This is a genomic window from Zobellia sp. 1_MG-2023 (genome assembly GCF_030549125.1).
GTDB lineage: Bacteria > Bacteroidota > Bacteroidia > Flavobacteriales > Flavobacteriaceae > Zobellia > Zobellia russellii.
On the sequence record NZ_JAUOSY010000002.1, the window covers coordinates 141,274 to 155,055 of the forward strand.

11 protein-coding genes are annotated in these 13,782 nt (G+C 39.6%); all 11 read right to left on the reverse strand.

Annotated elements, in window-relative coordinates:
- Positions 1–187: 187 nt before the first annotated feature.
- A complete protein-coding gene (locus tag Q4597_RS04730; protein ID WP_281987786.1) occupies positions 188–1,024 on the reverse strand; it encodes an RteC domain-containing protein in 837 nt (278 codons plus the stop codon).
- A gap of 259 nt (positions 1,025–1,283) precedes the next feature.
- The gene (locus Q4597_RS04735; RefSeq protein ID WP_303404937.1) at positions 1,284–2,201 is read right to left on the reverse strand and encodes a LuxR C-terminal-related transcriptional regulator; all 918 of its coding nucleotides are present in this window, start codon (positions 2,199–2,201) and stop codon (positions 1,284–1,286) included.
- 9 nt (positions 2,202–2,210) lie between these two features.
- Positions 2,211–2,696, reverse strand: a complete 486-nt coding sequence (locus Q4597_RS04740) for an asparaginase domain-containing protein (RefSeq protein ID WP_303404939.1) — start codon at positions 2,694–2,696, stop codon at positions 2,211–2,213.
- Positions 2,697–2,779: 83 nt separating this feature from the next.
- Positions 2,780–4,753: a heavy metal translocating P-type ATPase gene (locus Q4597_RS04745; protein WP_303404940.1), complete on the reverse strand. Its 1,974-nt coding sequence runs from the start codon at positions 4,751–4,753 to the stop codon at positions 2,780–2,782.
- Positions 4,753–5,124, reverse strand: a complete 372-nt coding sequence (locus Q4597_RS04750; RefSeq protein WP_140591943.1) for a DUF3703 domain-containing protein — start codon at positions 5,122–5,124, stop codon at positions 4,753–4,755. Before Q4597_RS04750 ends, Q4597_RS04745 begins: the two co-directional genes overlap by 1 nt.
- Before the next feature lie 11 nt (positions 5,125–5,135).
- Entirely contained in the window at positions 5,136–5,492 is a 357-nt protein-coding gene (locus tag Q4597_RS04755) for an STAS/SEC14 domain-containing protein (RefSeq protein WP_303404942.1), read from the reverse strand.
- Between the two features lie 57 nt (positions 5,493–5,549).
- The gene (locus Q4597_RS04760) at positions 5,550–5,966 is read right to left on the reverse strand and encodes a Fur family transcriptional regulator (RefSeq protein ID WP_126160965.1); all 417 of its coding nucleotides are present in this window, start codon (positions 5,964–5,966) and stop codon (positions 5,550–5,552) included.
- 22 nt (positions 5,967–5,988) lie between these two features.
- On the reverse strand, positions 5,989–7,188 hold the full coding sequence (locus tag Q4597_RS04765; protein ID WP_213829561.1) for an efflux RND transporter periplasmic adaptor subunit: 1,200 nt from the start codon (positions 7,186–7,188) through the stop codon (positions 5,989–5,991).
- On the reverse strand, positions 7,188–11,531 hold the full coding sequence (locus Q4597_RS04770) for a CusA/CzcA family heavy metal efflux RND transporter (RefSeq protein WP_303404950.1): 4,344 nt from the start codon (positions 11,529–11,531) through the stop codon (positions 7,188–7,190). The genes Q4597_RS04765 and Q4597_RS04770 overlap by 1 nt, the downstream gene beginning before the upstream one ends.
- A 124-nt stretch (positions 11,532–11,655) precedes the next feature.
- Complete coding sequence (locus tag Q4597_RS19735; RefSeq protein ID WP_313788416.1) at positions 11,656–11,964, reverse strand: DUF6660 family protein; 309 nt, start codon at positions 11,962–11,964, stop codon at positions 11,656–11,658.
- Between the two features lie 44 nt (positions 11,965–12,008).
- The gene (locus tag Q4597_RS04775) at positions 12,009–13,781 is read right to left on the reverse strand and encodes an efflux RND transporter periplasmic adaptor subunit (RefSeq protein ID WP_303404951.1); all 1,773 of its coding nucleotides are present in this window, start codon (positions 13,779–13,781) and stop codon (positions 12,009–12,011) included.
- Position 13,782 lies beyond the last annotated feature (1 nt).

The window sequence follows — 13,782 nt, forward strand, 5'->3', positions numbered from 1 at the left end:
GGTCAAAATTTAACATTTTGAAATTTGATTAGTTTTAGGGTGTTTTGAGGTGTTTGCACTATTAATTGAACTTTAAATTGTACCAAAATTTATGGAAAAGAGGATGAGAATATAATTACCGTAGGTCAACCGTAGTACGGTCTTATTTTAGCAGATAAAAGGATAGGTAAATGAGAATGGTTAGCGACTATTCCTCGCTTTTATCCATTTCTGAAAGAAGGGAAGCAATCAGCTGGTCAAGGAACAATGTTCGGCTGTTTTTACGATTCTTGATGTCTTGAAAGGTTTTGTAGATGTCTTTGGGTTCAAAATCAAATATCTGTTGCAACTTTCTAGAAAGTTGCATAATACTTTTATTGTCCTGCTTCCCGAGACCTTTTGCGCATAGTGCGTAGAGCAGCTCAACCCAATCTGTATTTGTGAAAGGCCAAGGGATTTTATCCAAGGGTTTTACATTCATACTATTACCGTTTAATCTATTTTTAATTGAATGTTTCTTCTGTTCCATATAATTAATAAGGGAAGTATAGGCCTTGAACTTACCTAAAAGCATATCTCTTGGCGTACAAAAATCAGGGTCTTGAAAATAGAATTTGGAAGTAGTGATATGGTAGGTATCGAGATGGTCTCTGGTGTAATATGTCTTATCAAAATGGGTTGCCCCAGATTTTACGTATTGGCCAAAGTCAAGGTTATAAAGAAAAAAGCGATTTAGTTTACCAATCTTCTTTTTTATAAATTTTAGTTGGGCAGCTCTATCAGCTTTAGGAAATTGGATTTCAAAAGAATGAATTTCTGAGAAGTATATGAGTTTGACTAATGGAACTTGTTTTATTTTTTTGAAGAAATTTACTTCATCATCAACAGTTTCAAAATCGTTGGTTAAAATGTTTCTTTTAAAAACAGTAAGCAAATTTCTACTTAGCTCGATGGAACGATAGGATAGTTCCAAAATCGGAAGATTTTCGAGCCTTATCCCGTCTAATTCTACGAGAAGATTTTCGCTTAGTGATTCTAAATCCATTTATAGCCATAAATACAGTTAAACACCGACATTACTGCGGGTGGTCTTAGTTTGGATGGGTTGTTAGTGGTTGTAAGAATTCTTTAGTTGCGAATGTGTGGGACAGGTACTTGAAAGTAGAAGTTTTTACGACAAAGGGCGGCCAAAGAACAACTGAAATGTAATAACATAATTTTGAAAGAAGGGTATTTTATTCCGTAGATATGTACGGAATAAACCGTATTTTCCTACGGTAATCGCTATGGTATCAGGAACAACGCTACTTCGCCTTCTTTCGATATCGACTAATGAATTGCCTTCTATTTTTTACACCAGTTTTTTTATAGATATTAGAAGCGTGTTTAGAGACAGTACTTTCGGCAATGAATAAATCTTTGGCTATTTGTTTGTAACTAAGATTGCTCAGAATAGATAAGGTAATTTCTATTTCCCTTCGTGTCAAGTTTTCGTAGATTATTTTTGTTTCTGCCGAGTTAATTGCCTGTTCCTTACTCATTGCAAATACTTCATACATTTTGGTCTTGTTTTCCAAAAAATATAAATGTCGGTCTATTTCAATAATCGTTATGGCATAAAAAGCCGCGTTCATAACAGTAAAAGTCAACCATTGAAAATCCCCAATTAAGGTTAGTATAGGTAACAACGCAATACTTGTCACGCTAATCATCGATAATCTATTACGACGTAGGATGTATTCATTTGGATTGTTTGGATGGGAAATTCTTTCATAAAACATACCTAAAAACACAAAGGCAAGAACAGAAATAGGTATGGTAAAAAGTAACCTTGAAGCGTCTAAGGAATAGGTAAAAAAGTATGAGATTAAAAATAGTATAATAAAACTTCCAGAAGACAAAATCGCTAAATTTCTAATAGAAGAATTGTACTTTAATACAATGATATCATATTCTTTATAGAGATAGTAAACTATATAAACACATAGGGCTATGGCAACGCCATAAGTTATAATGTACTGAAGAATGAGAGGACCAGGAAAATTCTTAATTGGCAAAAATCCACCTGTTAAATTATAGGTAATAAATAAAATACCCAAAGATAAAAATCGCTTATAACCACTTGAATCTTTTCGAGTTGAATAGTAGAGCGTGAACAATACAATGACCGTATCTAATAAAAGATAGAAAAAAGTCGTCCAATGTATTGATGTTCCAAACATTTATCTTTTTCATCGCTGCTCAAATTTGTTGGTTTCTAAATTTTTTGTCACATTCTTCCAATGAAATATAGTACCGTTCATTGCCACATATACATCTGGTTTTAGAAATTGAACTGAGCATATTGCATAACCTAAATTAAAAGGGGCGTCTGTACCATTGGATGTGCCTAAAACAAATGAGCCAACTAAGACTATCGTTTTATTTAGGTTAAGTTTTCCGATATATTTTGCGGTATCTTCCATTGTGAAAGTACCGTGGGTTAAAATTATTTTTTCTGCGCTTGTAGCCTCGATTTTATCAACCAATAGCTGGCGGTCTTTATCTGTCATAGAGCGGCTGTCTTTATTCAAGACATTTTCAATGGAATAAGAGAATGAAACGTTAGCCGACCTAAAAAAATCTTCGATTGAGATTTTACTTTCTTGGTTCTCGCTTTCGATAGTTTCATATTCTAACCCTTCGATAGTGCCGCCGGTTGTTATTATGTGTATCATAAAATAGGACTTCTTGTGACCTACAATATAACGGTTATTATTTGTAATCAATTTTCATCTTGGTAACTACAATGAGGAAAATTCTACGATTCCTGCCATTTCATTTTCTGCAATCGTACCGCATTTAAAATAGCCAACAATGCTACACCCACATCTGCAAAAACGGCTTCCCACATTGTTGCTAGTCCACCAGCACCAAGAATAAGTACGATAGCCTTTACACCAAATGCCAAACCAATATTCTGCCAAACAATTTTTCGGGTAGAACGCCCAATTTTAATTGCTCTTGCAATTTTACTTGGTTGGTCGGTCTGGATGATGACATCTGCCGTCTCAATGGCAACATCACTACCCAAGCCACCCATTGCGATACCTACACCACTTGCTGCCAATACGGGCGCGTCATTAATACCATCGCCTATAAAGGCTACTTTCGTTTCAGGTTGTTTTTTGAGCCCTTCAACCTCGTTCAACTTATCTTCCGGTAGTAAACCACCTTTTGCCCAATCAATATTTAATTCTTTGGAAACCTGTTGCGTAATGGAATCTTTATCGCCAGAAAGCATTATGATTTTTGAAATTCCAGCTTCCCTTATTTGCTTAATAGCTTGGTGGGCATCTTCCTTCAGTTCATCGGCAATGGTTACATAACCTGCAAACTTTCCATCAATGGCAACCATTACTATTGATTCTACAATGCTATCGGTTTCAGAGGGTACTTCGATACTGTTCGAAGTCATTAATGCTTTGTTACCGACCAAAACGGTTCTTCCATTGACCGTTCCTTTTAAGCCTTTTCCAGCAACTTCAGAAACTTCAGTTGCTTCCAAGTCAACACCGTCAGCTTTATATTCCAATATTGCCTTTGCGATTGGATGAGTAGATTGTTCTTCCATCGCCATCAAGTATTGCATAAATTCCGCTTCCGCGAAAGCGGATGTATTGACCACTTCCTTAATCTTAAAGACCCCTTTGGTAACAGTTCCCGTTTTGTCCATTACCACGGTATTCACTTTGGTCATTGCATCCAAAAAGGATGCGCCCTTGAATAAAATACCGTTACGTGATGCTGCACCCAGACCACCGAAATAGCCCAAAGGAATGGAAATAACCAATGCACAGGGACAGGAAATAACTAAAAAAATTAATGCTCTGTACAACCAATCACGAAACACGTAATCATCAACAAAGAAATAAGGAAGAAAAGTCAGACCAATAGCCAGAAATACAACGATAGGTGTGTAAATCCGTGCAAACTTTCTGATGAACAGTTCAGTCTTTGATTTACGGGCGGTGGCATTCTGCACCATATCCAGAATACGGGCAATGGAACTGTCCTTAAACTCTTTAGTGGTTTCAATTTCGATGACACCATCGAGATTGATGCTTCCCGCAAAAACCTTTTCGCCTTTCGCAATGGTATCGGGCTTGCTTTCACCTGTCAAAGCTGCTGTATTAAACGCCCCTTTATCTGAAAGTAAAATACCATCGAGTGGTACTTTTTCACCCACCCGAACCTGAATTTTCTCGCCAATCTCAACGGTTTCAGGATTGACAGAGACAAAATCATTATCTCGATAGACCAATGCTTCATTAGGGCGCACGTCGAGTAACGCTTTAATATTCCTTTTGGCGCGATTGACCGCTGCGTTTTGAAACAGTTCGCCTACGGCGTAGAAAAGCATCACCGCCACACCTTCGGGATATTCACCTATTGCAAATGCCCCCAAAGTGGCGATGGACATCAAGAAAAATTCCGTAAAAAAGTCGCCTTTTAAGATACTGTTCCAGCCTTCCCTTATCACAGGAAATCCTACGGGAATATAAGCCACAGTGTACCAGACGACACGAATCCAACCTTTAAAGAAGGGAAAGGCATCAAAATAATCAATGGCAATGCCAACTATCAGCATCACAAAGCTAAAAATGGCAGGTAAATAAGTTCTGAAGTTTGACAATTCTTCCGGACTGCTGTGATTGTGTCCGTCATCGTGGCTGTGCTCGCCCTTATGTTCTTTAGGGTCTAAATCACGTAAGTTTACTTTTTTCTTTTTCATTAGGTTGGTCTGTATTGGTTTAAGATAATTTCCAAGTCGTGAGGAAGTTCCATTCTCTTAAGAGGTGGAACGTTAGCACCACCCGTATTTCCTACGGGCACGTAGTCAATAAATGATTTCCACCCGCCAACGACCAATCGAACAACTTGACCTAAAATCTCTTTTATGTTTTTTTGTCTAAAGCCAAATTTGAGCATTAGCCAATGGGAATAGGTATGTTCGTAAGGATAGGACTGCCCAAGTATGTGAGAGCGTTCAAGATGCTTCCAAGCAATTCCATAATCTTTCCGATTCAATGCGTTACGATATAGATTCAATTCCTTATCATAGTGTTCTTTTAAGCCTTTAGGGATGTTGGTATTAAATTTCATCTAACAAGTTTTTATAAATTAATCCAAGTCATAGCCTGTTCCTTATTTTTGGCTTCAAAATATTTGGCTTCGCTTCCGGTAAAGAAATCGGTTGCCTTTGCTGCCCATTCTTGCCATTTTTCATTTCCAACGAATGCTATTTTCCCGTAATCCTTGATATGTGCTACATCAGTCTTGATGTCTTCCCAAAACCCTTTAATAGTATAGCCATCAAAATCTTCCATTTCAAAATAGAAGTCCACTTTGTGACCCTTGTCGATGATTCGATGGATTTGTTTGTGAATGGTTTTTAAATTTTCTTCGTTCAATTTACCCGAAAGCTTTGCGGCAATCAGGCTCTCTTTTTTCGTATCTATAAACTGTATCATAAGTTCTTATTTTTCAGCGTTCAAAGTACAGGTTTAAACCGTGCAACGGAAGTGCATTTATTGCCCGCTACACTTTTCGCAAATACCTTTTATAACCAAGTTAGCATCCTCAGCCACATATCCATCTGGTAGATTAACCTGCGGTATCTTATGTTCTGTAAGACATACGGTTTCATCGCAGTTGTTGCAATGAAAATGCAGGTGTAAATCTTGTTCGATTTCACAATTGCACCCAGGTTCACAAAGCGCATATTTTGAAATATTAGTGCCATCGTCTATTTGGTGCACGATTCCTTTTTCTTCAAAAGTTTTTAAGGTTCGATAGAGCGTAGTTCTGTCCGCTTTCGCGAAAGCGTTCTCAATGTCTGTTAATGCAACAGCAATTTCTTTCTCGGCCATATACTTATAAATCAAAATGCGCATTGCCGTAGGACGCACACTTTTGTTTTCCAATGTTTTTTCTATTTCTTTCATCTAATGATGTTATTAATCAATTTTAATGTGAGTGTTCTGCTTCGCCTTTTTTCATTTCTGCCATTAAATAGTAACCGTTGTTTAAGGCATATTTGGCATTCGATTTTTGTTCCGTTAGAAAATCAATAGGAATCCATTCCCCGTCTTTAGCCCCCTTTGTTATTTCATTAGGTGTAAAAGCCCAATCGTTACCTTCCTTTTCAGCTAAAAACACAAAAAATCGGTTACCATCAGCGGCTATGGCACTTTCGGGTATAGCCAACGTCTTATTGTTATCCGTTTGTATGCGTCCCTGAATGTACATTCCGGGTATCAGGTTGCCTTCCTTGTTCTCAATTTCTGCGTGAACGTGTATCGCTTTCGGGTTCTGCTCAAAAGTTTTGCCCACGGAATAGATTTCCGCGGTCAGTTCCTGCCCTTGATTGGATTGGACATTAAACGTTACTTTTTGACCTTCCTTTACCCTATAGACATCTTTTTCAAAGACCATCAAATCGGCGTGCACATGGTGGGTGTCCACGATTTCCATTAGGTCGGTCTGGGGTTCTACATACTGCCCTGTTTTGACTTCTACCTTTTGTACAAATCCTTCGATGGGACTTCTGAGCGCCACACGCTGGTAAATCGTTCCGTTTCTTACGCCCGATGCACTAACGTTAAGTTGTTGCAGTTGGGCTTCAAGACCTTTTGCCATACTTCGGGATGCTTGGTATTCAGCTTCTGCCTTTTGGAAATTGGCACCACTTCCTACACCTGCATCGTAGAGGGTTTTTTGTCGTTCAAATTCCTTTTTCAAAAACTGACTATTACTAAAAGCATTTAAGTAGTCTGTCTGTTTCTGAATGATGTTGGGATGCGAGAGGTAAGCGACTGTTTGCCCTTTATTGACCTTATCACCCTCGATAACCTCGATGGAAACCACGTTTGCACCTACAACTGTTGTTATGGTGGCCTCGTTCTGGGGCGGGACTTCCAGTTGACCGTTCGCTTCCACATACCCGCTCATATTTCGCATTTGTAAGGTGTCGATTTTCATTTCTAATGCATCGAACTGTTTGGCCGTAAGCATCACTTCCTCAGCTTCGCCTTCTGTGTGGGCTTCTTCCGTTTCAGAATTTCCTTTATTGTTTTCAGCTGACTCTGATTTAGAATCACCACAAGAGGTTAACCCTAAGAGCATAACCAATAAACCGATGACTGTATATTTAGATAGATTTTTCATTATTGTTTAAAATATTGTAGTTCGAAAACTGATTTTAGATAATTGTCGAGCGCATCCAGTGCATCCATTTCGGTATTTATGGCATCCCTTATTATTTGTGTAAATGCTGCATAGTCCACTGCACCTTCCTTGTAGGCAAGTAGTGCGCCTCTGCGTTGCTCTTCGGCAAGGGGTAAGGCTTTATTATTATAAAATTGCCAAGATGTTTCCCACTTTTGATAGGACTTTACGGCCTGCTGATATTCGGATTGCAATTGGCGTTGTGTATAATCAGCATTAGTTCTTGCAATTTCGCCGTCAATTTTAGCGGCCTTGGCTTGGCTACGTTCCGTACCAGAAAATAAAGGAATGGAAATACCGGCCTGATAAGTGTAAAATCCGCTATTGCCGTTCACTGTTTGAAGTCCGCCCTGAAGATTAAACTTGGGAAGCAAGTCAGCACGAGCCGCATCATAATTTGCCTCAGCTTCATCAATTTGCTTTTGCGAAAGTTTCAGTTTGGGATGATTTTCCACTGTTGTGGGTATGCCCAATACGGCAAATTCACTTTCGTCAAGCGATTTAGGTACAGAATAGAAAGTGTCTGAAACCAACCATAGGTTTAGTTTTTGAAGGGCAATGGCGTAATCGCTTTCGGCCTGTTGCAATTTGTTGCGGATTTGCAAGGCTTGATTGGTAGCTGATGAATATTCCAAGCGTGAAATGGCTTCTACCTCATAATTGAGCGCAATGGCTTTTTCAAATTGTGAATAGATAGAATCCAGTTCTTGGTACAGTTCAAATTTTTGCCTTTGCTGATAGGCTTGCGACCAAGCTTTTTTAACTTCCTGTTCTATTTGAAGTTCAGAAAGGTCAAGAGCTGTTTCGGCCAAAGCGATACGTTGCTTTTGCAGACGCTTTTTCGCACCTATGCCGAATAAGTTGATATTCTGTTGCCCTAAGCCAACCAATGTATAAATACCCTGACCATCCGATATTTCCTCGCCACCCGTAAACACTTGGGTGTTGCCAAAGTCGTAAGCAGTCCCCTTTAATGCAGTTTGTCTTTGAATTTCCAACTGTTTCGTTTTCAAGAGCGGATAATTTTCCTTAGAAACTTCTACCGCTTTTTCCAATAATATTACCGGCAGCGAATCATTCTGTGGAACTTGCTGCGCTTTAGCGAAAGCAGAAGTAAATAGCAAACAAACTACTGCCATAGCGGTAGCAAATTTTGGATTCAATTTTGCCTTTCGTTCAGAACGTTTCTCGACCCATTGATAAAAAATGGGCAGAATAAACAGCGTTAAAAGGGTTGAAGTTATCAATCCACCAATAACCACGGTAGCCAAGGGTCTTTGCACTTCAGCCCCTGCGGATGCTGAAATCGCCATAGGCAAAAAACCAAGAATATCGGTAAAGGCAGTAAGCATAATCGGGCGTATCCTACGTTTTGTGCCTTCCACAATCCTGTCTTTTAAGTTTGTTACGCCTTCTTCCTTCAGTTCATTCAGACCGCTTATCATTACCAATCCATTCAGTACAGCTACCCCAAAGAGCACAATAAAACCGACCCCTGCCGAAATACTAAAAGGCATATCCCGAAGCCATAGAGCGAACACGCCACCTATGGTCGCCATAGGTATTGCTACATAAATCATCAAGGTTTGCGGAAAGGATTTTAGGGCAAAGTAAATCAGAATGAATATGAGCAATAAAGCTATTGGCACAACAGTCTGTAACCTATTGCTGGCACGTTCGAGGTTTTCAAAAGCCCCACCATAACGAATGTAATATCCAGGTGGTAATTCAAATTGGGCATCTAATTTATCCTGAATTTCTTCTACTACAGATTTAACATCACGGTCACGAATATTGATACCTACATACGTTCGTCTATTTGTATTGTCTCTACTTATTTGCATTGGACCAGGCTCATAACTCACTTCTGCAATTTCACGTAGCGGAATTTGTGAACCATTTGGAAGGTTTATGAACAGATTTTTAATGTCAGCTATGCTTTCCCGATTCTCTTTTTGTAGACGAACTACCAAATCGAACCGCTTTTCCCCCTCGAAAATTACGCCTGCTTTTCCACCTGCAAATGCAGCTTGTAACACACTATTGAGTTGGTTGATTTCAAGACCGTATTGCGCGAGCTTGTTACGATTATAGTTAACCGTAATTTGCGGAAGGCCATCGGTAGCCTCTACTTTCATATCCGCAACACCCGGAACAGTTGCAATGATTTTACCCATTTCTTCCGCTTTGCTTGCCAGTATGTCCAAATCTTCCCCAAACAGTTTAATAGCAACATCTTCACGTACACCCGTAAGTAGTTCGTTAAAACGCATTTCTATAGGCTGGGTAAATTCATAATTGACCCCGGGTACGATGCTTATGGCATCCTTCATTTTTTCGACCAGTTCATCTTTGCTTTCGGCGGATGTCCATTCATCACTTGGTTTAAGGATGACGAAGACATCGGCAATGTCCATCGGCATCGGGTCAGTAGGTACATCGGCCACACCGATACGGCTGATGATAGTTTCCACCTCTGGAAATTCCGCCTTAACTATTTGCTCTATTTTTGTGGTTGTTTCTATGGTTTCTGAAAGGGAACTTCCGGGTTTCAGGATGGCGTGAAACGCAATATCGCCTTCATCCAACTGTGGGATAAATTCGCCGCCCATTCTGGTAAAGGCAAAAATGGCAACTGCAAAAAGAGCAATAGCGATACCTATAACCATCTTCCCTTTAGTAAGCGATTTGGTCAACAGCGGCTCGTATTTTCTTTCAATCCAATGGACAAACTTATCGCCGTAAGACTTTTTTTCGGATTTCGGCGGTCTTAAGAATAACGCTGAAATCATTGGGACATAGGTCAGACAAAGCAACATTGCACCAATCATCGCAAAGATGAAGGTCAGCGCCATAGGCTGAAACATCTTGCCTTCGACACCTTCCAAAGCTAAAATGGGTAGGAAGACAATAAGAATTATAAGCTGGCCGAAGAAGGCGGCGTTCATCATCTTTTTAGAAGCCTTTGCAGCGATTTCGTCCCTCGTTTCAGAACTCACGGCCTTCTTTTTAACTACATAAGAATACATTAGGAAAACAGTACTTTCTACGATGATGACCGCACCGTCCACGATGATTCCAAAGTCAATCGCCCCCAAACTCATCAGGTTCGCCCATACGTCAAAAACGTTCATTAGTATGAATGCAAACAAAAGCGATAGCGGAATAGTGGATGCTACTATAAGACCACCACGCCAATTTCCCAAGAGCAAAACCAAAACAAAGATTACGATAAGCCCACCTTCCAAAAGGTTTCCAGTTACCGTTCCCGTTGTTTCCGCAATCAATTCACTTCGGTCAAGAAATGGTTTTATACTAACACCTTTAGGAAGTGATTGCTGAATCTGTTCCATACGTTGGGTCACGTTTTCGATAACTTCGTTGGAATTAGCCCCTTTAAGCATCAAAATCATTCCGCCAACAGTTTCGCCTTTGCCATCTTTTGTCAGCGCACCGTAACGGACGGCACTTCCTATACTCACCTTACCAACATCTTTAATCTTGATAGGAATACCATTGACCGTCTTGACGACCATATTTTCTATATCCGATACAGTTCTTGCAAGACCCTCGCCACGTATAAAATTAGCTTGATGATTACGCTCGATATAAGCACCGCCCGTATTCTGATTGTTGTTTTCCAAAGCTGAGAACACTTCGGTAATTGTGATACCAATAGCTCGAAGTTCGTTTGGGTCTACTGCAACTTCATATTGTTTTTTATTGCCACCAAAGGCATTTACTTCCACGACGCCAGGAACCATTGCCATTTGTCTACGTACTATCCAATCTTGAATTGTTCGCAGTTCTGTAGATGAATATTCACTTTGGTATTCGGCTTCAACCTCTAGGGTGTATTGATAGATTTCGCCTAGCCCTGTAGAAATGGGACCCATAGAAGGCTCACCAAAACCCATAGGGATTTGTTCTTGTACTTCTGTCAGTTTTTCTGCTACAAGCTGTCTGGGAAGATACGTTCCGACACCGTCATCAAAGACGATGGTCACTACGGAGAGTCCGAAGCGGGAAATCGAACGAATTTCCCTGACATTGGGCAGGTTGCTCATTGCCACCTCGACAGGATAGGTTACAAATTGCTCAATATCCTCTGTCCCCAGATTGGGCGATTGTGTAATGACCTGTACCTGATTATTGGTAATATCTGGCACGGCATCAATAGGAACTTGGGTCATACTATAGATACCTGCACCAATTAATGCAAGTGTGAGCAGACCAATAATAAATTTGTTATTGATTGAAAAATCAATGATTTTATTAATCATAGATATGGGTGTTAATTCAGTTTAAATTCTCTGTGGGCACATTACAGAAATGCAATGCACTATTTTGACATATCCAAAATAAGGACACGTCAAAACAGGATATAGCTATCCTATGAAAACTGAATTATACCTGTGGGGGCTGTAAAAGGGAATGAAAAAAGTTGTTTTCAAAACCATCGAAATGGTCGAAGTACTCTTGTGAAATCTTAGGTTGATACGGTTCGAATGAAGTTATGCCAAAATCTATAGTGTGAACGTGGCAACAATGACAATGACAAAAGGGCGAACATAATTCACAATCTTGGTCGTGCTCACTATCATAGTCAATTAAGGAAACTACTTGGGAATCTTCATTAATGTTTCCTGTATCGCTACAGGGCACACCATTAAGTGCTAAGAAGTAAATTGCTAATATGAGTGTAAAATATTTCAAGCTACAAAGATAAAAAGATTTTCGTGCAACTGTGTTGCAAAGTATTATTTCAATGAATCAACTACACTTCCACAAGTAAGCATCTGTTCGCCATAATAAGGGTTACTGATGACTTTATCTTTACTTATCCAAAACGCCCCTCTGTTGTTATTTGCCATTGGGCATTTCTGAATATATACCTTTGGGTTCAACCCTTTTATAGTCTTTACAATCGGTATAAAATTTTGGTTCAAAACCACAAAATGGCTACGCTGATTTTCGATGTTATCACTTTCGTTTATTGACTTCAACATTTTTTTGATTTTGGAAATGTGGGCTTGTTCCATTTTACCCAAATCCGAATCAGAAACTGGCTCTAATATTTCTAAGGTTTCCTGTGAGAAAGACGAAACTTTTTGAGCATCACCAGCTACAAAGACATCTTTCATTTTAAGATATGGCGTTAAAGCAGACTGAAACGCAATTTGAACTGTCTTTGGTAGTTCCATTTTCATTGTTGAACTACTAGTGGTTTCGTTACCTGTATTCTGCATACCTAAGTGTCCTTCGTGTCCTGTCATTGTTTTTCCACCTGATTTATTCATCATTGACTTCTTACCCTGTAATTGTGCAGCTGCATCAACTGTGAACGTTCCATTAGTTACTATTTCATCGCCTTCTTGTAATCCGGAAGCGACCATAAAAATATCACCAACTCGATTGCCAAGCGTTACTTCCTGCATTTCAAAAATGGGTTCATTTGGATTTGTCTTGATGTAAACTAATGAGCGTTCGCCTGTCCACATTACCGCACTCGCTGGAATGCGAAGTTGTACTTCTGAACTAGTTGATTTGCTTTTGATTTTGCCTGTGACGAACATCCCTGGCTTAAAAATCCCTTTGTTGTTTTTCAAATTGGCTCGAACCACGACAGTTCTCGTTTGAGTATTCAGAACGGGGTCTATGAATGAAACCGTAGCATCAAATATTTCATTGGGATAAGCATTGGTTGTAACCTTGATTTTCTGACCTTTCTTGAATTCTGAAATTTGGTTTTCATAAGCATCGAATTCTGCCCATACCAAATTTAGATTGCTCACCTTTACGATGGGTTGCCCTTGCTTTACGTAATCGCCTTCAGAAGCCATCTTTTCAGATACCGTACCGCTAACCGTTGCGTATATGGGAAAGTTCTCTTTAACCTTCCCTGATTCTTCGATACTATTAATTTGGCTTTCCGAAAGTTTCCAAAGTTTTAGTTTGTTTCGTACCGCTTTGTATAGAGATGGTTGCGATACTTTGAGTGAAGCTGCGGTAATCAATTCTTGTTGAGCCGCTACCAAATTTGGCGCATAAATAGTGGCCAATAATTGCCCTTTTCTTACTTCCTGACCTTCAAAATTTACATTGAGCCGTTCAATCCTGCCGTCGAAATAACTAGCTTGAATGGCGTTTTCTTCCTCATTCATTTTGATTTTGCCTGAAAGCGAAATCATATTCTCGCTGTCTTCTGATGCATTGCCTACAATAGTCGTTTGGATGTTTGCCAATGCCATTGCATTTTTTGTCATCTTTATTTCATTCATTGCTAAACCATCTGCGCTTGATTCCGCTGGAATTAAATCCATACCACAAATAGGACAGTCACCAGGTTCTGGTTGCATAATTTGTGGGTGCATCGAGCACGTCCACATTTGTTCAGTACTTTCATCTGAATGGTCGTGTGTTTCGGTCATCGCCGCCCCGTCTTTTTCGGTAGAATTACCACCAAAAATGAGCCACCCACCAAACAGTCCTATGACAGCTGCGATACCGATGTATAAAATGTTTTTGTTCATA

Bases quoted from the DNA above. Each gene is read 5' to 3' on its own strand.
- Q4597_RS04755 (WP_303404942.1), bottom strand. From the start codon at position 5,492: ATGATACAGTTTATAGATACGAAAAAAGAGAGCCTGATTGCCGCAAAG.
- Q4597_RS04775 (WP_303404951.1), bottom strand. From the start codon at position 13,781: ATGAACAAAAACATTTTATACATCGGTATCGCAGCTGTCATAGGACTG.
- Q4597_RS04760 (WP_126160965.1), bottom strand. From the start codon at position 5,966: ATGAAAGAAATAGAAAAAACATTGGAAAACAAAAGTGTGCGTCCTACG.
- Q4597_RS04735 (WP_303404937.1), bottom strand. From the start codon at position 2,201: ATGTTTGGAACATCAATACATTGGACGACTTTTTTCTATCTTTTATTA.
- Q4597_RS04740 (WP_303404939.1), bottom strand. From the start codon at position 2,696: ATGATACACATAATAACAACCGGCGGCACTATCGAAGGGTTAGAATAT.
- Q4597_RS04750 (WP_140591943.1), bottom strand. From the start codon at position 5,124: ATGAAATTTAATACCAACATCCCTAAAGGCTTAAAAGAACACTATGAT.
- Q4597_RS04745 (WP_303404940.1), bottom strand. From the start codon at position 4,753: ATGAAAAAGAAAAAAGTAAACTTACGTGATTTAGACCCTAAAGAACAT.
- Q4597_RS04770 (WP_303404950.1), bottom strand. From the start codon at position 11,531: ATGATTAATAAAATCATTGATTTTTCAATCAATAACAAATTTATTATT.
- Q4597_RS04730 (WP_281987786.1), bottom strand. From the start codon at position 1,024: ATGGATTTAGAATCACTAAGCGAAAATCTTCTCGTAGAATTAGACGGG.
- Q4597_RS04765 (WP_213829561.1), bottom strand. From the start codon at position 7,188: ATGAAAAATCTATCTAAATATACAGTCATCGGTTTATTGGTTATGCTC.